At 39.0% G+C, this 21,284-nt stretch carries 21 protein-coding genes and 1 rRNA gene; 6 read left to right on the top strand and 16 right to left on the bottom strand.

Annotation, left to right across the window (positions count from 1 at the left end; translation table 11 throughout):
• From MOZ64_RS09800 to MOZ64_RS09785, 4 genes are read left to right on the top strand one after another with little or no spacing between them, the layout of a single operon-like run.
• Nucleotides 1-783, top strand: a complete 783-nt coding sequence (locus MOZ64_RS09800) for an energy-coupling factor transporter transmembrane component T (RefSeq protein WP_320326370.1) — start codon at nt 1-3, stop codon at nt 781-783.
• Nucleotides 780-1,610, top strand: a complete 831-nt coding sequence (locus tag MOZ64_RS09795) for an energy-coupling factor ABC transporter ATP-binding protein (protein ID WP_320326369.1) — start codon at nt 780-782, stop codon at nt 1,608-1,610. The genes MOZ64_RS09800 and MOZ64_RS09795 overlap by 4 nt, the downstream gene beginning before the upstream one ends.
• Nucleotides 1,607-2,410 (top strand): energy-coupling factor ABC transporter ATP-binding protein, encoded by an 804-nt coding sequence (locus tag MOZ64_RS09790; protein ID WP_320326368.1) that lies wholly within the window; start codon nt 1,607-1,609, stop codon nt 2,408-2,410. Before MOZ64_RS09795 ends, MOZ64_RS09790 begins: the two co-directional genes overlap by 4 nt.
• The gene (locus tag MOZ64_RS09785; protein WP_320326367.1) at nt 2,407-2,961 is read left to right on the top strand and encodes a CD3072 family TudS-related putative desulfidase; all 555 of its coding nucleotides are present in this window, start codon (nt 2,407-2,409) and stop codon (nt 2,959-2,961) included. Before MOZ64_RS09790 ends, MOZ64_RS09785 begins: the two co-directional genes overlap by 4 nt.
• Before the next feature lie 85 nt (nt 2,962-3,046).
• Here the strand turns inward: MOZ64_RS09785 and MOZ64_RS09780 are convergent, their stop codons facing one another.
• From MOZ64_RS09780 to MOZ64_RS09755, 6 genes are read right to left on the bottom strand one after another with little or no spacing between them, the layout of a single operon-like run.
• A complete protein-coding gene (locus MOZ64_RS09780; protein ID WP_320326366.1) occupies nt 3,047-4,063 on the bottom strand; it encodes an alpha-hydroxy-acid oxidizing protein in 1,017 nt (338 codons plus the stop codon).
• A gap of 9 nt (nt 4,064-4,072) precedes the next feature.
• Nucleotides 4,073-4,801: an extracellular solute-binding protein gene (locus MOZ64_RS09775; protein WP_320326393.1), complete on the bottom strand. Its 729-nt coding sequence runs from the start codon at nt 4,799-4,801 to the stop codon at nt 4,073-4,075.
• A 24-nt stretch (nt 4,802-4,825) separates the two neighbouring features.
• Nucleotides 4,826-5,965 carry an ABC transporter permease subunit gene (locus MOZ64_RS09770; protein WP_320326365.1) on the bottom strand — a complete coding sequence of 380 codons (1,140 nt, stop codon included), beginning with the start codon at nt 5,963-5,965 and terminating at the stop codon, nt 4,826-4,828.
• Nucleotides 5,962-6,798, bottom strand: a complete 837-nt coding sequence (locus tag MOZ64_RS09765) for an ABC transporter permease (RefSeq protein WP_320326364.1) — start codon at nt 6,796-6,798, stop codon at nt 5,962-5,964. Before MOZ64_RS09765 ends, MOZ64_RS09770 begins: the two co-directional genes overlap by 4 nt.
• Nucleotides 6,798-8,378: an ABC transporter ATP-binding protein gene (locus MOZ64_RS09760; protein WP_320326363.1), complete on the bottom strand. Its 1,581-nt coding sequence runs from the start codon at nt 8,376-8,378 to the stop codon at nt 6,798-6,800. The genes MOZ64_RS09765 and MOZ64_RS09760 overlap by 1 nt, the downstream gene beginning before the upstream one ends.
• 14 nt (nt 8,379-8,392) lie before the next feature.
• Nucleotides 8,393-8,926 (bottom strand): helix-turn-helix domain-containing protein, encoded by a 534-nt coding sequence (locus MOZ64_RS09755; protein ID WP_320326362.1) that lies wholly within the window; start codon nt 8,924-8,926, stop codon nt 8,393-8,395.
• A 175-nt stretch (nt 8,927-9,101) separates the two neighbouring features.
• On the opposite strand from MOZ64_RS09755, the gene MOZ64_RS09750 reads away from it, so the two are divergent.
• Nucleotides 9,102-9,971, top strand: a complete 870-nt coding sequence (locus MOZ64_RS09750) for a phosphoribosylaminoimidazolesuccinocarboxamide synthase (RefSeq protein ID WP_320326361.1) — start codon at nt 9,102-9,104, stop codon at nt 9,969-9,971.
• Nucleotides 9,972-9,996: 25 nt separating this feature from the next.
• On the opposite strand, the gene malQ is transcribed toward MOZ64_RS09750, so the two are convergent.
• The 5 genes from malQ to MOZ64_RS09725 form a co-directional block, all read right to left on the bottom strand.
• A complete protein-coding gene (gene malQ / locus MOZ64_RS09745; RefSeq protein ID WP_320326360.1) occupies nt 9,997-11,475 on the bottom strand; it encodes a 4-alpha-glucanotransferase in 1,479 nt (492 codons plus the stop codon).
• An 84-nt stretch (nt 11,476-11,559) separates the two neighbouring features.
• Complete coding sequence (locus tag MOZ64_RS09740; protein ID WP_320326359.1) at nt 11,560-12,312, bottom strand: formate/nitrite transporter family protein; 753 nt, start codon at nt 12,310-12,312, stop codon at nt 11,560-11,562.
• 24 nt (nt 12,313-12,336) lie between these two features.
• A complete protein-coding gene (locus MOZ64_RS09735; RefSeq protein WP_320326358.1) occupies nt 12,337-13,176 on the bottom strand; it encodes a pyridoxamine kinase in 840 nt (279 codons plus the stop codon).
• Entirely contained in the window at nt 13,173-14,402 is a 1,230-nt protein-coding gene (locus MOZ64_RS09730) for a hypothetical protein (RefSeq protein WP_320326357.1), read from the bottom strand. Before MOZ64_RS09730 ends, MOZ64_RS09735 begins: the two co-directional genes overlap by 4 nt.
• Nucleotides 14,403-14,417: 15 nt before the next feature.
• Nucleotides 14,418-15,107: a GTP pyrophosphokinase gene (locus tag MOZ64_RS09725; RefSeq protein WP_320326356.1), complete on the bottom strand. Its 690-nt coding sequence runs from the start codon at nt 15,105-15,107 to the stop codon at nt 14,418-14,420.
• A 49-nt stretch (nt 15,108-15,156) separates the two neighbouring features.
• Here MOZ64_RS09725 and MOZ64_RS09720 point away from each other — a divergent pair, with 49 nt between their 5' ends.
• A complete protein-coding gene (locus MOZ64_RS09720; RefSeq protein WP_320326355.1) occupies nt 15,157-16,137 on the top strand; it encodes a Gfo/Idh/MocA family protein in 981 nt (326 codons plus the stop codon).
• A 62-nt stretch (nt 16,138-16,199) separates the two neighbouring features.
• Here MOZ64_RS09720 and hcp read toward each other — a convergent pair whose 3' ends face one another.
• The 5 genes from hcp to rrf all read right to left on the bottom strand — a co-directional run bounded on the left by hcp (nt 16,200) and on the right by rrf (nt 21,280).
• Nucleotides 16,200-17,741, bottom strand: coding sequence for a hydroxylamine reductase (hcp, locus tag MOZ64_RS09715; protein ID WP_320326354.1), 1,542 nt, complete (start codon nt 17,739-17,741; stop codon nt 16,200-16,202).
• 89 nt (nt 17,742-17,830) lie between these two features.
• Nucleotides 17,831-18,511, bottom strand: a complete 681-nt coding sequence (locus MOZ64_RS09710) for a TMEM164 family acyltransferase (protein ID WP_320326353.1) — start codon at nt 18,509-18,511, stop codon at nt 17,831-17,833.
• Nucleotides 18,508-19,095, bottom strand: a complete 588-nt coding sequence (locus MOZ64_RS09705; RefSeq protein WP_320326352.1) for a class I SAM-dependent methyltransferase — start codon at nt 19,093-19,095, stop codon at nt 18,508-18,510. Before MOZ64_RS09705 ends, MOZ64_RS09710 begins: the two co-directional genes overlap by 4 nt.
• A 144-nt stretch (nt 19,096-19,239) precedes the next feature.
• Nucleotides 19,240-21,072 carry a 1,4-alpha-glucan branching protein GlgB gene (gene glgB / locus MOZ64_RS09700; RefSeq protein WP_320326351.1) on the bottom strand — a complete coding sequence of 611 codons (1,833 nt, stop codon included), beginning with the start codon at nt 21,070-21,072 and terminating at the stop codon, nt 19,240-19,242.
• Nucleotides 21,073-21,166: 94 nt separating this feature from the next.
• A 5S ribosomal RNA gene (gene rrf / locus MOZ64_RS09695) occupies nt 21,167-21,280 on the bottom strand.
• Nucleotides 21,281-21,284 lie beyond the last annotated feature (4 nt).

The following is a 21,284-nucleotide window of genomic DNA, read 5'->3' as shown; positions in this document are numbered from 1 at the left end:
ATGTGGATCGAACTAGTACAAATACATAAAAAGAATCGAATTGCGGGTAGCCACCCGCTTACGAAATTATGGATCGTTGCTATCTATATTCTCGCTTATTTGCTGCTGATGACGATCCACACGAACACCTTACCTCTTGGCGGCCTTGTTTCTTATGGTTTCCTCCTTATTCTTGTCTTTTTGTCCGCCATTGGTCCACTTTTTATCAAAAAAAGTGGACCCATCTATTTTCTCGTTTTGATCATCTTACTATCGCAAACCCTTTTGATTCGTGGACAAACACCCATTGGTCATTTTTTTATTTTTACGATTTATTTCGAAAGCATAAGAAAAGGGTTCACTTTATCTTTGAGCCTATTAAATATTTCTGGTATCTTATTGTGGTTTTTCTTGACCACACAAAATGAAGAATGGATCTATGCATTGGAAGAAAAAGGCATGAATCGAAAAATATCTTTTGTGTTATTATCCACATTTCAAACCATCCAACAATTACGACTACGCTCCACCCGGATCTTGGAAGCCCAACAAGCACGTGGCTTAGAAATTCATGGTTCTTTGATCCAACGCGCCAAAGCGTTTTTACCCAGCTTGATTCCCATTATCCTTAGCGCTTTATCCGATAATGGCGATCGAGTCTTATGTCTGGAAGTCAAAGGCTTTCATTATCAAGGTCCCCATACCCAGATCATCGTAATCCGAAAAAATGGATATGAAAAATATCTTTTGTTGGGGGGATGCCTATATCTATGTCTTGTATGCGGGGTGGTGATTTTCTTATGAAACCATGTATTCAATTAAAAAATGTCAGTTATCAATATCCTTTTAGCCAACAATACGCGATTGCCCATGTTGATTTATCTCTATATGAACACCAATTCTATGCCATTACCGGATTGAATGGTTCAGGAAAATCCACATTGGCCTCCATTCTGCGTGGTTTCATTCCTACTTTTGCGAAAGGTTGCTTTGAGGGTGAAGTCTTTTATGATGGCATCCCTGCCAATGAAAAAGATATACATGAATTATCCTTAGAAATTGGCTATGTTTTTCAAGATCCTTTCAATCAAATCAGTGCCGTAACCGAAACTGTTATTGAAGAAATCGCGTTTGCACTTGAAAATTTTGGCCTGGACCCCACCGAAATTGATGCACGCATCGATGAAGCCCTCACCAAAACCAATCTACGGGATCTAGCTTTTCATCATCCCTATGATTTATCGGGTGGTCAGCAACAACGATTGGCCATTGCCTCTGCCTTGGCTTTACATCCTCGCATCTTGATCTTCGATGAACCAACCAGTCAAATTGATCCGCTTGGCCGACAAGAAGTTTATCAAATCATTCACACATTAAAAAAAGAAGGCCAAACCATTGTATGTATCGATCACGATGCCGATTTAATGGCTCAATTTAGTGATGAAATCATCGTCTTACAAGCTGGTCAGATCATTGCCCAAGGCGCACCCAAAGATATTTATTCCCAAGAGATTGAAGGCTTAGCCTATCCAACCATGACACAATTGGCACAGGCCCTTCATTTAGAAAAAAATACGTATCCCGTTACTTTTGAACAAGCTGTCCAGTTGTTTAGAAAGGAGTATTTATGATCCAGATCAATCATGTGAATTATGCCTATGATGGGGTTCATCCTGTCTTAAAAAATATTGATCATACCATTGCTTCCGGGGCAAAAATTGCGATTCTGGGTCAAAATGGATCAGGGAAAACCACCTTGGCAAAAAACATCAATCGGTTGTGTCAGCCGCAAAGTGGTACTGTGCTCATTGATGGGCAATCCACGCACCATGCGACCATCGCCCAAGTTTCTCAAAAGGTGGGCTATATCTTCCAAAATCCCAACGATCAATTGTTTAATAATCGTGTCGAAAAAGAAATTCAATATGCTTTGTATCGCCAAAAGTTACCCGAAGGTGAAATCCAAGAACGCACACAAGCCGCATTGGAACTTTGTCAATTGACAGCGGTTGCCCAACAACATCCGTATGATCTATCCATCACGATGCGTAAATTTGTATGTATTGCCGCCATTGTTGCGATGCATCCTAACACGATCATCCTTGATGAACCGACAGCCGGCTTAGATCAAAAAGAAAGAGCTTTATTGGCTCATATCTTAGATGTTCTCCACGACAAACAAGTCACGACATTGACGATCACACACGATATGGATTTTGTCGCCAACCAATTTAATGATATTCTCGTAATGGCGCATGGCCAAATTGTATTTGAAGGCCATCCAACCGATTTCTTCTATGATGAAAAATTATTAAAGGAAGCACATATCGAACCGCCATTGATCGTTCGCCTCATGCAAGCTTTAGCCGTTGATCAAAAAATCATTACCATTGATCAAGCCCAAGCCTATTTTGGAAAGGAGATCCAATGAAAAAGATCCTTTTTGTTTCCCATTGTATTTTAAATACCGCATCCAAAGTTGTGATGGATGATCGTGTATCCTTACGCCAAGAGGAAGAAGTTCGCCTATCCTTCCTTAAAAAAGCTTTAGAACAAGGGGTTCAATTCATTCAATTGCCTTGTCCTGAATTTACTTTGTATGGATGCAAACGATGGGGCCATGTATCCAATCAATTCGATAATCCTTTTTTTCGCAAACATTGCCAAGAACTCTTATATCCCTATATCCTCCAAGCGAAAGAATATCTCAATGATAAACGAAAATATCAAGTTCTTGGCTTTGTGGGAATCGATGGTAGTCCAAGCTGTGGCGTCAAATACACCTGTTCCGGACAATGGGGTGGCTCGTATCAAGATGGAAATACCTGGGCAAAAAAAGTAAGTACCGTCAAATTGGTCAAAAAAGAAGGCATCTATATGCAAGCATTGAAACAATTATTAAAAGAAGAAGATCTATCGCTTCCTGTCATTGGTCTTTATGCACCGGAAAAAGAACGCTTGTTTGCCTTGCTTGATGAATGATCACTACACAGAGAAAATGCCAGATACCCTTTATGCATAGGATATCTGGCATTTTTATCCAAAACTTGGATCCTTCCTTCTTGTTTTAAAGGCGAATCATGTCTTCATGGATGGAGCTAAGATCTTTGGCACCACACATTTCCATCGTATCTTTTAATTCTGACCCCAATTGATCAACCAAGGCTTGGATGCCTTCTTCTTGGGCACCATAGACCATATTGACAAATGGTCGTGCAATCAATACGCCATCCGCACCTAAGGCTAGAGCTCGGAACACATCGACACCCGTACGAATGCCGCCATCCACTAAGACGGGAATACGTCCATCGATGGCTCGCACAATTTCGGGCAATACTTCAGCCGTTGGCGCACAACCATCCAAAACACGACCACCATGATTGGATACCACAATGGCACTGGCCCCTGCACGCCATGCTTTATAGGCCCCTTTCACACTCATGATGCCTTTGACAAGGAAAGGTAGCGGTGTTTTTTCAATAATGGATCGAAGTTCTTGTTCCGTCTTTCGTCCGGCTGGTGGTACGACTCCTTTTAAAAAGGGTAAACCAGCTGCATCTACATCCATCGCTACCGCAAATGCACCTGCTTCTTTGACCATCTCTAATTTTTCCAGATAGACTTTCTCATTCCAAGGCTTGATCGTAGGTATGCCTATACCATCATTTTCCTTGATGCTTTGACAAGCCACTTTCATCGTATCCGCATTCATCCCATCGCCAGTAAAGGCAGCAATGCCTGCTTGATGACAACCCGAAACAAGAATATGATTGTAAGCTTGATCATCGTATTTATCCCCATAGTGCAATTCTACATGGCCAACCGGACCGGCAAAAATGGGATATTGAAATGTCTTGCCAAAGAAAGAGAAGGTCGTATCGGCCTCAACATTCTCACATAAGGTATCCATATTTAACGCAATGTTTTGCCATGCCTCATAATTATGCATGGCAACCCTGCCTGTCCCTTTCGCACCGGGTCCAGGCATCGTATTTCGACAAGCCCTGCCATCACAAACAGGACAAGATTTACACTTGGTTCCCATTTGAGTACGGGCTTTTTCTAACACTTCTTCTACTTTCATAATAACCTCTTATTCTGCATTGGAAGCAATGACCTTGATCTCGCTCCATAGCTCCGCAATGACTTTTCGTGTCTTGGCATCATAACCAAACACTTCATCTTGGGAATACTTGGTTCGTGGTGTATACGCATTGATGCCCTTAAATGTCGTTTTCGCTAAGTGGTTTTCGACTTTGAGATTCGGAGATGTATACCCCACAAATTCGGAATTTTTCTTTGCTTCTGAATAATTCGTAACAAACTTCATAAATTCCATGGCTAACTTTGGATGACTTGCATTTTTAGGAATGACCATCGCATCGGTCCAGATGTTGGTTCCTTCCTTTGGCATAAAGAATCCCATATTCTTATTTTCACTCATGATATAAGCAGCATCACCGGAATAGACCAAGCCAAGTGCTTTTCTAGCGTTGGCCATATTATCGATGATCTCATCCGTAACAATTTCCGGTTCCATGGTCGTCACACATTGACTCAACCAATCCTTGGCTTGATTGAGTTGTGAAGTATCTTTTGTGTTCATGGAATAGCCCAATGCTTTCAAAGCCATCATGACCGAATCACGTTCCGAATCATAAAGATAAATATCGCCTTTATACTTCGTATCTAAGAAAATATTATAGCCTTCCGATTCTAAGTCTGCCAAACTAACTTTTCGTTTATCATAACTAATGCCGACACTGCCCCAGAAATAAGGAACACTATAGTCATTGTTTGGATCAAAAGATGCATGTAAGATATCGGGATTGATCTTTTCAAATGTTTATTTCATCTTCTTTTGATCAATTTTTTGCAGCAAATCTTCTTGGATCAATCGCTCGATCATATAGTCACTAGGAATCAACAAATCATAGTTTTCCCCGTTGGCCACTTTGATATACATTTGTTCGTTGGAATCAAAATTGTCCATCACCACCGTGGCTCCAGTTTGATCTTCAAAATCACTCACCATTTCATCACTAATATATTCTCCTGGCAAATAGATATGTAGCGTTTGTCCCGCATACGGTTGATTACCAACGCGATGCATACCAAACAACGATACCACCAAAGCAACGATCACAACACCTGCACCAACCCATTTTGGCCAGCGTTTCTTTGGCTGCATGGTCATGGATGTTTCCGTCTCTTTTTTTCGAACCAATGGCACAATATTGATGATCAACAAAAGGATCGTAATCAAGATGACCACAATGGTCGAAATCGCATTGACACTTGGATTGACTCGTTTGGACATCGTGTAGACCATGATACTCAAGTTCTTTACGCCTTTTCCGGTCACAAAATAAGAAATGATAAAATCATCAAAGGACATCGTAAATGCGATCAAAGCTCCCGAAACGATTCCCGGTGTGATCTGAGGTACGATTACTTGGGTAATAGCTTGAAATGGGGTCGCCCCGAGGTCCATGGCAGCATCCGCTAAATTGGGATCCAATTGGCGAATCCGCGGCATCACAGAAAGGATCACATAGGGAATACAAAACGCAATATGTGCCAATAATAAGGTCACAAATCCTTTTTCCACGCGAAATGTGATAAACAACAACATCAAGCCAATGGCCGTTACGATATCAGGGTTCATCAATGGAAAATCATCCACCCGTGTGATAAATTGTCGCACGCGTTTGGTGGATTGCGACAAGCCAATGGCTGTCATCGTGCCAATAATGGTTGAAATGATGGTAGCCAATACCGCCACAATAATGGTGATATACAAGCTGGACATCATCCCGTGACTTTGCAGCATGGCCCGATACCAACGAAGTGAAAATCCTGTAAAGTGCGTCAAGGACTTACTGTCATTAAAGGAGAAGATCACCATGAATACAATGGGTAAATAGAAAAAGATCAATGAAAGGATCAATAAGATCTTGCCTACATATCGTTTCTTTTGTTTCATAGACGATCTCCTTGGACAGCACCTTTTTTCTCAATATTTCGAACCAACATCATCAGAAGCATCATGATCACGGCCATGATCATACTAATGGCAGATCCAAAATTCCATTCACCAACGGTAATAAATTGATTTTCGATCACATTACCAATCAAGAAGAATTGGCCGCCTCCCAATAATTTTGGAATGAAGAAACTCGATACGGCCGGCAAGAAAACCAAGGTGATACCACTCACTACACCACTCAGGGATAATGGAAAAATGATATGGATAAAGGTTTGCACCTGATTGGCACCAAGATCATTGCTGGCTTCCAATAAAGACTTATCCATTTTGGATAAAGCGGTCTGGATCTGTAAGATCATAAAGGGCAAAAAGTTATAGACCATGCCTAAAAGAACGGCTTTTTCCGTATATAAAAGTTCTGTATGGATCCCAATCAAGCCCAAGAGCCAGGAAATGATACCATCAGGAGCCAATAGACCGATCCAGGCATAGGTACGAACCAACATATTGATCCACATCGGTAAAGTGATCAAAAGAATCAAGAGATTTTGTTTCTTTTCTTCACTATTGGCAATGTAGTACGCAATGGGATACCCCAGCAACAAACAAATGATGGTTGTTTTTAGGGCAATGATCAACGAACGCCACAAGATCAAGACAAAGTCAGGGTCAGTAAAAAAACGAACATAATGATGAATGGTCAACTGAAAAGGAACGATACTGTTGCCATCTGACATGAACGAATACATCGCAATCAGAAGCATCGGTACCAACAGCATCAATACGCTCCAAATCAAATATGGAAGGACCAATTGACGAAACTTTTTCATTAGAATCCCATCTTCTCCATCACATGGATATCTTCTGGATAGAAAGTTAAACCGACTTCTTTCCCTTTCTGTGCATAATCCGTGGTATGGATCTTAAATTCATGGCCTTCCGTCGAGAATGTCACCCGATAGATGCCTTCTTTGATGTTTTCGGGATCAAAATCATAATCCACATACAAATCAATCGTTTCCTCTTCGTTGTCCAATTTCCATGCTTGGGCATTGGCCCATGTTTTTAAATCGGTATCCAATGTTTGACTTTCCTGGATCTCATCTGCGGTCTTAAAGAAATTAAAGGCACTAATGGCTTCATTGGCCTTTTTATTTTCCACCACTCGTTGGTCAATGACCCAAATTTTACGTGTAATCGATGTTTTATTGCTCGTTGAAAACGTGATGGTGTATTCCCCTATCTTGTTTTCAAGATTGGTCTCCACGGAATTGATGGAAATCAATTCATCGGTTTCGGGATCCCACGCTTGAGCATCTGCACGCGCAATCATTTCTTTTTCATCTATATCTTTCATATCTTCCAGATCCACATAAAAATCATTGGCAGAAATCTTTTCCTTGCCATCACTGCTTGTGACTTCATTGAAACTTTGCACATGCATATTCACATTGACCGATGTACCTGGTACCGTCTCAACCATGATCTCATAATGCACGCCCTTAAACAGCACCGATTCAATGGTTCCTGTCATCTTGCCTTGATCCACATCCACGATATCAATATCTTCGGGACGAATCACGACATCAACAGGTTCATTGGGTTTAAAACCAACATCGACACAATCAAAGACGATATCATCAAATTTTACTTTTTTATCTTCCAACATGACCCCATTCATAATATTGGATTCCCCAATAAACTGGGCCACATATTTATTGACCGGTTCATTGTAGACATCTTCGGGACTACCGACCTGTTGGATCTCGCCCTCTTTCATGACCACGATCTTATCGGACATTGTCAATGCTTCTTCTTGATCATGAGTCACAAAAATAAAAGTGATTCCTACTTCTTGTTGAATATTTTTTAATTCATACTGCATTTCTTTGCGCAATTTCATATCCAATGCACTCAATGGTTCATCCAACAACAAGACCCGTGGCTCATTGGCCAAGGCCCTGGCAATGGCAACACGTTGTTGTTGTCCACCCGACAACAAGGTCACATCTCGTTTTTCAAAGCCTTCCAAACCAATCAACTTCAACATACGCATGACCTTTTGATCAATGACATCTTTTGACATTTTGGCAATTTTTAAACCATAGGCAATATTGTCATACACATTCATATGTGGAAATAAGGCATACTTTTGAAATACCGTATTTAATTCTCGTTTATACGGTGGTAGATCTTTGATATCGATCCCATTAAAGATGATGGATCCTTCATTGGGGTCTAAAAACCCCGCTAAGATACGCAATAAAGTGGTCTTGCCACAACCTGAAGGCCCCAACAAGGTCACAAACTCATTTTCATAAATATCCAAGTCGATTCCCTTTAAAACGACTTGATCATCAAAGTTCTTCACAATATGACGAAATTCAATGATTTTCTTCTTCTCTTCCATAAACTTTCTCCCTCTTAAAATATAGGTGGTGTGCTGATCCATAAAACGGCAGCATCTCGATCAGTGGCATTTTCTAAATAATGGGTATGTTGACCCGAAATATAGAAGGTTTCATACCGCTTGATCGTTTCCATTCGATCGCCATAGTGCAACTTGACACGTCCATATAAGACATAGCCAAATTCTTCACCGGCATGTGATTCGATCTGACGGGTACATTGATGCGGATGAAGCACCACCTGTACCGGCTCCATTTGATTCTTCTGTGCATTGGGAACGATCCAATGAATGGTTTCATTGGTTTGTGCATCCACAAACACATCTTCCTTGCGAAAGACGATTTGTTCCTCTGGCTGTTCAGAAAAAAATTCCTGTAAATTTGTCCCCAAAGCTTCTAAGATATCTTCTAATGTCGAGATATTGGGACTGGTCAGATCTCTTTCCAACTGTGATAAAAATCCCTTGGTCACTTCGGATCGTGATGCCAATTCAGAAAGAGTCAACCCATTTTTGAGTCGTAATTCTTTCAATTTTGAACCAATTTCCATAGATCCCCTCCCGTTTCTTTAATTAAACATATTGTTTCATTAATTAAACATAAGAAGTATAATATAAGAAATGAAAAAAAGATAGAACTTTATAAAAACTTTACGAGAAGAATCTCTCATTGAAGTTTTTCATGCATTTCGCTATCATAAAAGACGACAGGAGGATATAAACATCATGAAAGAATTCAAACCTATAAAAGCAGGAAAAGTACGTGAAATTTACGACAATGGCGACTCCTTGATCATGGTTGCGACCGATCGAATTTCCGCCTTTGACGTTATTTTAAAGAATAAGATCACCAAAAAAGGAACCGTTTTGACACAAATGTCCAAATTTTGGTTTGACTACACAAAAGATATCGTTCCCAATCATATGATCTCCGTGGATCCAAAAGATATGCCAGCTTATTTCTCCCAACCTGCATTCAATGGCAATTCCATGTTAGTCAAGAAACTAAAAATGATTCCGATCGAATGCATCGTTCGTGGTTATATTACCGGTAGTGGTTGGGCAAGCTATCAAAAGAATGGCACCGTATGTGGGATCCAGTTACCAGCCGGATTAAAAGAATGCGATAAACTGCCAGAACCGATTTATACCCCAAGTACGAAAGCGGATCTTGGCGATCACGATGAAAACATCAGTTACGAACAAAGTATCGATGTATTAGAAAAAGCCTTTCCAGGACATGGACAGGAATATGCCAAAAAGATCAAGGAGTATACGTTAAAATTGTATACAGCTTGTGCCGACTATGCCCTATCGAAAGGCATTATCATTGCGGATACAAAGTTTGAATTCGGATTGGATGAAAAAGGAACCATTGTTTTAGGAGATGAAATGTTGACACCAGATAGTTCTCGTTTCTGGCCTGTCGAAGGCTATCAACCAGGACAAAGTCAACCCTCTTTTGATAAGCAATTTGTACGCGATTGGTTAAAAGCCAATCCAAATAGTGATTATCATTTACCACAAGATGTCATTGATAAGACCATTGATAAATACAAAGAAGCCTATCATTTATTAACTGGCAAAACATTATAAAAAGTTGGAAGAAATTCCAACTTTTTTATCGATTCGCCTTTTTGATCCATTCCTTTGTCTTTTTGATCTCATCGGGAAAGGTCTTAAAATCTTTTAATTTCCAAATCCAATTTTGATCGCTCAATGTACTCGGTACATTGATGCGTGCTTCTTCTTTATATCCGCAAATATCCCAAATAGGCAAGATTACCAGATCAGCTTCACTATCCAATAGGAAGTGACAAACCATATCGTTAAATTTACGATGTGTATATCCACGTTTTTTAAAGAAGCGTCGTAAACTGATCCGATGATTGTTGGAAAAATGCGCATAGGATTCATTGATCGTGGCATTATCATGAGTACCCGAATATAACACGACATTTTCACGAATCGGTTTACGCAATAATTTTGTTTCCAGTTGGAAAACTATGACTTCCATGCCCGGAATATCAAATTCTTTTTCCAGATCATAAACACGGGAAACAATGTCGCCACCTAGATCTTCCGCAACCAATTGTATATTGGGACAAGCCGTTCGTATCCGTTTTAATATATCTTCACCCGGTGCATCGATCCAAGTGCCAATGCGGGCGGTATCACTATCCGCTGGGATCCGCCAATAATTCGCAAAAGCACGAAAATGATCAATACGAATGATATCAAAACAACGATGCATCCACGACATTCGTTTGACCCAGAATGCATAGTCATTCTTGCTCATATGTTCAAAATTATACGTAGGCATGCCCCATCGTTGCCCATCTTCACTAAAATAATCTGGTGGACATCCTGCTACAAATTGAGGATTGCCTTTTTCATCCAACATGAAATCAGCACGATTGCTCCATACATCGGCACTATCCAAATCGACATAGAAAGGAACATCCCCCATGATGGAAACCCCTTTTTGATGTGCATAGACACATAATTCGTTCAGTTGGCGATAAAACATAAATTGCAGAAATTTGATATATGCCAATTCATCCGCATAGTCACTCAAATCGATGCTATGTTCACCTTGAAACCAATCCCGATAGGCTACCGGCCAATCCTGCCAATGCGTTGTATGATGGATCGTCGCAAACAAATAGAAATGCGCCCAATCATTGAGCCAAAAAGCTTCTTTCTCAAATTGTTCATAGTCCTGTCGGAATGCATCAAAATGTTTTTTAAACGCACGAAACGCACGACGAAAATAGACTTCTTTAAATTCGCGTACTTTATCATACTCCACCCGATTTTTAAATTTGTTGCAGTTCACGATGGAACTTTGTGTCAATAAACCAACTTCACACAATCGATCAATATTGATATAGATAGGATCCCCCGCAAAACTAGAATACGATTGATACGGTGAATGCGATCTTCCGGTATATTGAATGGGCAAGATTTGCCAAACTGTATAACCGGCATCCGCAATGACATCAATGAACATCTTGGTTTTAGCACCAAGATCACCAATTCCCTGATTGCCAGGGGCACTAAATAGTGGACATAATATACCTGCTTGACGTTCCTTCATATTTGTAAGCTCTTTCTTATCCTACTATATCATATTTGTTGATGGTTTCATATAAAAAAACGTCAATATCAACAAGATTGACGTTTATCGTTCTTTCGAAGCTAAATAATAAGGAATGGCCACAAATAGTATGCCACCAACCATGTTGCCCAAAGTCACAACACATAGATTATAGATACAGCCACTCAACAAAACACCCTTACTGCATAAGGCAACCATAAAGACGGTCATATTGGCGATACTGTGTTCAAATCCACAAGTGAAGAAGATCAACAAGCACCAGAATATCATGATGAGCTTGCCCGATTCCGATTTGCATTTTATGCCACACCATGTCGCAATACAAACTAAAGTATTACACAATATGCCCTTCATAAATAACGAAAGCCAAGGAGCTTGGGTCTTAAGACTGGCTGCTGCCTTAAAGGCTTGTGCCGTGGCACCTGTATTTAAGCCTGCCAGATGAAATAAGATACCAAGTACCATGCCGCCCGCTAAGTTGCCAAACCAACATAGGATCCAAAATCGCACAACATCTCGAAAAGATACTTTTCTTTTGAGCAATCCGGCGCTCAGCACCAAATTATTTCCGGTAAAAAGTTCAGCCCCCGCAATCACGACCAAACTGAGTGCCGATCCAAAACAAGCACCCATCACCAATGATCGTGCTGGTAAGCCGTTCAAAGCACCGCCAACTGTAAAACTCAATAAAATCCCAAAGCCAATAAAAGCACCAGCCATCATGGACATCACAAACATGCCAATCGGATTCTTTTTCAAGAACTGGATCTTGTTCGCTGCAATGTTTGCGACTGTTTCATATTCTTCTTTAAACATTGTTCCCTCTTTCTTTTTTCTTTATTATATTCGATTGCATCCTTTTTTTATGTTGCCTAAATCACATAGTGTCGATTCAAAATCAACCCCATACCACACTCGATCTGGATCTTGCATGGTCACATCGATCGTATGCGCCGTATGGTCCGATGCCAATTGAAACGCATCTTCCATGGCATAGCCTTGTACCAAAGCACCCACCGTTGTGCTCGCAAATAAATCGCCCGTACCATAAAAAATGGCATCGTAGTGTTTGTTTTGATAAGAAAAATACGAATGACCATCAAATCCATAGACACCTGTTTTTCCTGGCGATAGCGAAACCCCGGTAATGACTGCATGTTTTGCTCCCATTTCAATCAATCGATCCAACATCGATCGAATATAACCAACATCATATTTGGATTGATAGGGCATATGCGTCATATAAGCCGCTTCCGTTACATTGGGCACAATGATATCGGCTAAAGAACACAATGTCGTATTTTCTTGCACATACGCCTCATCAAATCCAGCATATAATTTGCCATGATCACCCATGACCGGATCAATAAAGATCAATGGATCATCGTCTTCAAATGAATGAATGATTTGTTTGACCAATTCAATTTCTTTAAAAGAACCCAAATACCCGGTGTAGATCGCATCAAAATGAATATCTTGTTGCTTCCACGTATCGACAATAGCCATCATATGATCGGTCAGATCATAACTTTTAAACGTTGGAAAAGCCGTATGACACGACAATAAAGTTGTCGGCAAGATGGCACATTCCACCCCCATGGTCGATAAAACCGGCAACGCAATCGTGATGGAGCATTTGCCAATACATGAAATATCTTGAATGGTTAGTACACGTTTCATTTGGTTTCCTCTAAGAATCGATTTAAATATTTCTTATCACCAGTCTGGCTGGCAATCCACTCAAATTCGGTTTGGATGATATCTTTCATGACCCATGATGGATAAAAACGATCCAATCCTTTGCAACAATGATCCCATAAATAGGTTGCGAGCGTATCATAAGATTCTTTTTTATTCTTTAAACAAAAATAACGATAAATAGGTTGATAAATTTTTTGATCTTGTGGCACTTGAATTTGTTCCTTTAATTCCGCCGGCAATTTCATCGGCGTGATCGTTGCCATATGATTTAAAAAGATGATTTCTGGGAAATAATACAGATCATCATTCATAGCTCGTCGAAAATAATGCCATGCCTGTTCATAATTCTTTTGGATGAAATAATGTAAACCAACCACATGATAAAATTCATACACATATTCATCTTCGTGATCTTCCTGAATGATGGGATTTTCTAAGACTTGATTGGCATACCTCTCAAAAGCCGATGGTTGGATCTTCATCACAATGAACAAACGCGTGATCTGCGTATGAAAAAGCAGGCGATCATTTTTTCTTTTATAGGCTTGCTCCAACACACTTTGACAATACACCGATGCATCATAATAGTCTTCCCATTGAATCAATAATTTTAAGATCCAAAATTGATTTTGTAGCGCTTTTAAGTTCCTTAATCCATATCGTTCCAACCATTTTTCATCGATTCGATTGGCTATATGATCATGAATATATTTTAATAGGAAATAGCCACAAATTTCTTGTGTATAACTGTCCAACATGGGAAAACGAACAATCAAAGCGGCAAACGTTTCGGCATTCAGTTCAACATCCAATATCCAATTCAAACAGTCATATTCAATGGATTCCAATGCATATTCTTTCACATCTTCCATGTCTTTTAGATATTTTTGCACTCCCTGATAAAAAGCAGGCATATTTTGTCTTTCTAACAGTCGCAAGATATCCCGTTTATCTGCTAAGCAACGAGACAGGATTCGATCATCATAATTGAATTCATAGCCCAACTTGCGCAAAAAGAATTCATAGATGTCACTATCAAACAATTCCTTATTTTGCACCAACAATTTGAATTTTGTTTTGGAACAAATGCCACTCACAAATTCATCCACTGTATAATCAGGATCCTGTCGCATTCGATTCTTTAATTGAAAGCGAATAAAAACACCCAATCTTTTTTTATCCGCATTGGCGATTCCCAATAACACAGTATGCGCCCCCTCCTAATTTTCCTTCTTTAATTCATCATGGACACGATTCATACGATCATCCAATTCTGCACTGCGATCCGCACAATACATCATTTCATTCGATAATCGCTTCAATTGCTCATCGTTTAAATTCTTTTTGTAACGTAATTTATGTTCTAAGCTCGCCCAAAAATCCATTGCGATCGTACGCAATTGAATTTCAACGGGCATCTTCTTTGGCCCGTTTTCGGTAAAAATAGGTACTTCAACAATTAAATGCAAACTACGATAGCCATTTTCTTTGGGATGTTTGATATAATCTTTCTTTTCGATCAAATGAATATCATCCTGACTTAAAAGACAATCCGCTAACGTATAGATATCATCCACAAAGGAACAAACCACACGAACGCCAGCTACATCAAAAATATTCTTTGAAATGCTTTCCAGTGAAAAGGGTAAATGTTTGCGATTTAATTTGCCAATGATACTATCCCAAGATTTTAATCGAGTATGGATCGATTCAATGGGATTGCCATCGTATTTTATGGAAAAGCGGGCATTCAATACATTGAATTTTGTTTCAATTTCCATGATGGCGCATTCATAATTCGTTAAAAAATCTTGGACGGGATCCAAGTTTTCATGCGCAAAACGTAAAAATTCATCAATACTGTCCTGTTGATTGATCAATATCGGTGTTTGTTTATTTTCATTATTCATACTTCCAACTTCCTTGTATAATAAGTGTAACACAAAAGGAGGACAGAAAATGAAGGTTGCGATGATTGGTACGGGATTTATTGTCCATGAAGCCCTGAAATGTATCAACGATTTACCCATAGATGTAGGCGCTATTTATGCCAAACATAATCTGCAAGCAGCCAAACAACTACAAGCTCAATATCAAATTCCCCATGTCTATTCCGACTATGATCAACTGCTACAAGAAACCGATTGTGATGTGATCTATATTGGTTTAGTCAATACCGCTCATTATTCTTATGCCAAAAAAGCCTTGCTTGCTGATAAACATGTGATTATTGAAAAACCATTTTGTATCAATGCCAAACAATCCAAGGAAATCATTACTTTAGCAAAACAAAAACATGTCTTTGTGTTTGAAGCCGTACGACCTCTTCATACCCCAAATTATCAACAACTTCGAGAAGATATTCATAAGATTGGTCAAATCAAATGTATCCAGTGTAACTACTCACAGTATTCTTCCCGTTATGATAGATATAAAAAACAAGACGTATTACCGGCATTGGATCCAAAATTCTATGGTGGCGCTTTGTATGACATCAACGTCTACAATCTCAACTTTGTGGTATCCTTATTTGGGAAACCAGATACCGTTTCTTATCATGCGAATATAGGATTCAATGGGGTCGATACATCGGGTACCGTCCTACTTACATATCCTGATTTTTATGCCGTCTGTACCGGCGCAAAAGATGCTGAAAGTCCAGCCTATGCGATCATACAAGGCGATCATGGAACAATCAATCTAGATGGCGGCGCCAATTTGATACAAGGCTATCATTTATGCATTCGAAATCAAGAAATACAAGATGTCTATTTAAATACCCAATCCAATTGGATGGCCCATGAATTCTTAGATTTCAAAGAGATGTTAGAAACAAACAATGTAACAAAAATGGAAAGCTATTTAGAGATATCACAAAACGTGATGGAGACCTTAGATCAAGCCATTGCCACCATTCCTTATGGTCAAAGAAAACAATGAACCGGAATTTCCGGTTCTTTTTTTAAAAAAACAGGAGCATTTGCTCCTGTCATATTATCTATCTATTTGGATAGAAGTTTTTTCAAATCTTCTTCTGGTGTACTGATTGGGCCAATTTGGTATTGATCCACTAAAACCTGTAATACATTTGGAGAAACAAAGGCTGGAAGAGTTGGTCCAAGCAAGATATTTTTGATGCCCAAATGAAGTAAAGTCAATAATACACAAACAGCTTTTTGTTCATACCAAGAAAGGATGAAGGAAAGTGGCAACTCATTGACATCACAATCAAAGGCATTGGCTAAGGCAACAGCAATTTGAATAGCACTGTATGCATCATTACATTGACCAACATCCATGATGCGTGGGAATCCAGCAACTGTTCCTAAATCTAAATCATTGAAACGATATTTTCCACAAGCCAAAGTCAAGACAATAGAATCTTTTGGTGTTTGTTTTACTAATTCCGTGTAATAGTTTCTTCCGGCTTTCGCACCATCACATCCACCTACAAGGAAGAAATGACTAATTTTTCCTGCTTTCACGGCTTCAACGATTTCACCGGCATGATCCAATACGAAATTATGGCCAAATCCAGTTGTTACTTCATGACCACCATTGATACCTGTCATTTCATGGTCTTCTTCATAACCACCCAATTCTAAGGCTTTTTCAATCAATGGCGTGAAATCTTTCTTTTCATCGATATGAGTCAAGTCTGGGAATGATACCACATCGGTTGTAAAGACACGATCTTTGTAAGATGGTCGAGGTGGCATCAAACAGTTGGTTGTAAATAGGATCGGAGCTGGAATTTGATCAAATTCTTTTTGTTGATTCTGCCATGCCGTACCAAAATTTCCTTTTAAATGAGAATATTTTTTCAATTCTGGATACGCATGAGCTGGCAACATTTCTCCATGTGTATAAATATTAATTCCTTTATCTTTTGTTTGTTCCAATAATAATTTCAAATCTTTTAGATCATGACCGGTAACAACGATAAATGGTCCTTTTTCAATGGTCAATGGAACCGTCGTAGGTACAGGATTTCCATAACTTTCTGTATTGGCTTGATCCAATAAAGCCATACATTTTAAGTTGATTTCTCCTGTTTTTAATACCAATGGTAATAATTCATCTCCACCTAGATCTGATCCAATTGCAGCAAGACCTTCGGCAAAGAAGTGATTTACATCGTCATCATGATATCCTAACATGGCGGCATGATGAGCATAGGCTGCCATACCACGAAGTCCAAATAAAATCAAAGATTTCAATGAGCGAATATCTTCATTTCCGTTCCATACTTGATTGAGATCAAAGATGTATGGCGCATTGGTTTTTTCAATTTGTTCCTGAATCGATGCGGCATCAAAGTTTACATTGGTGATGGTCATAAATAAACCATCGATCACTGTATTCCATACCGTTTCTGAAACATTTTCTTGATCCTTGATCGTACTGGATAGACCAATCAATGCACCAGTTAATTGATCTTGTAAACGTGCTACTTCGGCTGATTTTCCACAAACTCCGGCTCTACCCACACACCCTGTACATCCGGCAGTTTGTTCGCATTGAAAACAAAACATTTCATTCATTAGAATTTCCTCCCTGTTTTTCACACTTATCTTACACAAGAAAGAATAGAAAGTATGTTGTTTTTACAACAAATATAAAAAATGCATGATCATTCCGATTCATGCACTGTTTTCATATTTTTCGATTCCTGATCTTTGTGTTTTTGTTTATACCAAGTACTGGCATTAAACCATATATTCAATGTCATCAACGAAAAACAAACAACCGATGTCAAATACACAAAAATGGTCCAAGAATACCCAATATAAGGAATCAAAGCTCGATAAAAAGGTAAATTAAATTCCACTTTGGGATTTAAATAAAATAAATTGATGCCGGCAAAAGGATAAACAATTCGATTAATAAAGTAAGCAATCAAACAAAACGCAAAATATAAATACGTAGATTGTTTAAAATCATTCCAATCTTTTTGGGTTTGCATCCAAATATGACCGGCTACCCAACCAACAAAAATAATATAAATATGCCAAAAATACGAATGGATATTAAAAATGATCCGAGGCCAAACTAAAAAAGGACATCCCAATAATCCGGCCCATGCACCGACCGTAGAATAGGTCATCAAATAGCACAACATCCGATTTTGATATTTCGTTTTACCATACCCAATCGCAAAGCACAAATACATCGGTATACTACAAATTTGAAAAGGAAAATGCCACCATAAATAATGACCAACCACATATGTCAAATAGATTTGTTTCCAAATTTCCAGTACGCACAAGATCCATGCACTGAAACGAAAGAAGTGGACTTGTTTCTTTGTCATACTACATCATCACTACTTACCCTTAACACCCAATATCCTTTTTCACGTTTTATGCGTGAGACCGAATATTTCTTTGCCAAATAATTCTGTGCACTTTCTGCTCCATGTTGTTTTCGCATAACGATCCATAGATGGTTGGTGCAATGCGCCATGGCTTCATCAAACAATCGATAAATCGTCTGTTTTCCCGCACGAATCGGTGGATTTAAAACAATACAATCGTATAAACCCGATCGTACGCCATCTTCGCAACATACATGACCCGATAAACCATTCTTTTCAAGATTTCTACGCGTTAGTTGTACAGCTTTTTCATTCACATCGACACATGTCAGATCACAATGCCAGAAAGTCCCTAATACGACACTGACTGGACCAATTCCACAACCAAGATCCAATACATGCTCACAAACAACTTCATTCGCAAGAATGGTCTCTAATAAAATACGTGTGCCCGTATCCAATCGTTCTTTTGAAAATACACCACTATTTGTTTCCAGTGTAAAAGAATGATCTTGTATCGTAAAAGAGAATGTGCTTGGTTGATCTTTTTGCGATGTATCATTTTCAAAATACTGTACCATATGTACATTATAAACGAATAAAACATTTGTTACAAACACATCACAAAAGTCATATCCCAATCAAAAAATAACATATTTCCAAGAAAATACTATAAACAATCTTCTAAACGTAACTAAAAAAGACCGATTTCTCGGTCTTACTCATTATTTTTTCTTCACTTCAAAAATGGTGGCACCCAAACTAGGTACATTACACTCGATCATGAATGGCTTGCCATTGCGCGATAAACGAACCGCATGACATTTTTGTGGTGTATCATCCTTGTAGTTGCCATTGTATTTTGGCCATTCTGTATTCACAATTTCATGATATTCACCCATACAAGGCACACCAAATTGTTGATGATCATATGGATTTGTCGAGAAATTTAAAATGATGACATAATCCTTATCCGTACCTTTACGCAAATAAGAGAACATATTATGGGTGGCATTATCCGCATCGATCCATTCAAACGATTCTGGGGAATAATCATTTTTCCAGAATGCATCATTTTCAACATATAACTTTGCCAAGTCTTGGAATAAATGATTGAAGGCATCGTGCATTGGATATTTCAATAAGAACCAATCACAACTCTTTGTTTCATCCCATTCACGCAATTGACCAATTTCATTTCCCATGAAATTTAATTTTTTGCCCGGATGCGTAAACATGTAAGTATAAACGGCACGTGCTTGAGCAAATTTATCTTCATAACTACCCCACATCTTATCCACGATGGTCGCTTTTCCATGGACAACTTCATCATGCGAGAAGACATTCATAAATCGTTCCGAATAGAAATAGGCCATAGAGAAAGTAATGGAATTTTGATGCCACTGACGATAAATTGGATCCTTCTTACAATAATTTAAAGTATCGTTCATCCATCCAAGATCCCATTTATAATCAAATCCTAAACCACCATCTAAAGTAGATCGAGTGACATTTGGAAAATCAGTAGAATCCTCGGCAATCAACATGATCTTACCATTATGTTCTTTATGCAGATTGAAATTCATACGTCTCATGAAGTTGCAAGCCCCTTCATTGACACCATTGCGCTTATCGCCTTGCCAGAAGATCGCATTGGAGATGGCATCCATACGCAAACCATCAAAATGATAGACATCGATCCAGAAATTGGCAGCGCTCATCAAGAAACTACGTACTTCTTCTTTCCATAGATCAAAATTATAGGTATCCCATTGCGAATAGGCATCAGCAGGTTTGGCATATTCATATAGTGGCGTACCATCATACATGGCCAAAGCATAATTATCCTTCACAAAATGAACCGGTACAAAATCCATGATCACGCCAATTCCGGCATTGTGTAAAGCATTCACAAAATGCATGAGTTCATGGTTGGTTCCATAACGAGACGTGCTCGAAAAATACCCAGTACATTGATAGCCCCATGAACCATCAAATGGATATTCACACAATGGCATCATTTCGACATGGGTAAAATGATGTTTTTTACAATGCTCGATCAAATCTTGTTCAATTTCATGATAATGAACAAACGTTTCGGGATCTTCGTCGGGTTTTTTCCATGAGCCCACATGGATCTCATAAATATTGACCGGTGAATCAAATCCTTTATTTCTTTGTTTTAACCATTTTTGATCGGTCCATTCATCATAGGATAGATCCGAAATGATACTAGCCGTATTGGGTCTTAATTCGCTATAAAAAGCATAGGGATCCATCTTATCGACAATGGTGCCCGTAGCTTGGGTAATGCGGTATTTATAAGAATGACCAGGTTTGGCATTGGCTACATCCACTTCCCAAATGCCTTGTTGGTCTTTAGTCATGATATCGCTTTCGTCATCCCAATTATTAAAGGTACCGATGACTGAAATCGACTTCGCATTTGGTGCATATACCGCAAAATGAACGCCGGAATCCGTTATATGTGCACCAAATATATGGTATGCTTTGATTTCGTTTCCCTCGAAAAAAGCCTGAACTTTCTTTTGATCCATAAGAAGTCCTCCTTAAACAAATTTATTATATTATAAATGATAGTTTTTTGAAATAATGAAAGGGCTTAATCTTTTCAAAAAATCCAAAAAAAAGACCCGGCAGCGTGCTAGGTTCGCAGGGGCAGGCCCAACTATCTTCGCCGCGGGAGTGCTTAACTTCTGTGTTCGGGATGTCAACAGGTGTATCCACTCCGCTATCGCTACCGGATCGT

The organism is Absicoccus intestinalis (assembly GCF_033971885.1).
Lineage (GTDB): Bacteria > Bacillota_I > Bacilli_A > Erysipelotrichales > Erysipelotrichaceae > Absicoccus > Absicoccus intestinalis.
This window is presented reverse-complemented; position numbering and strand designations above follow the sequence as displayed.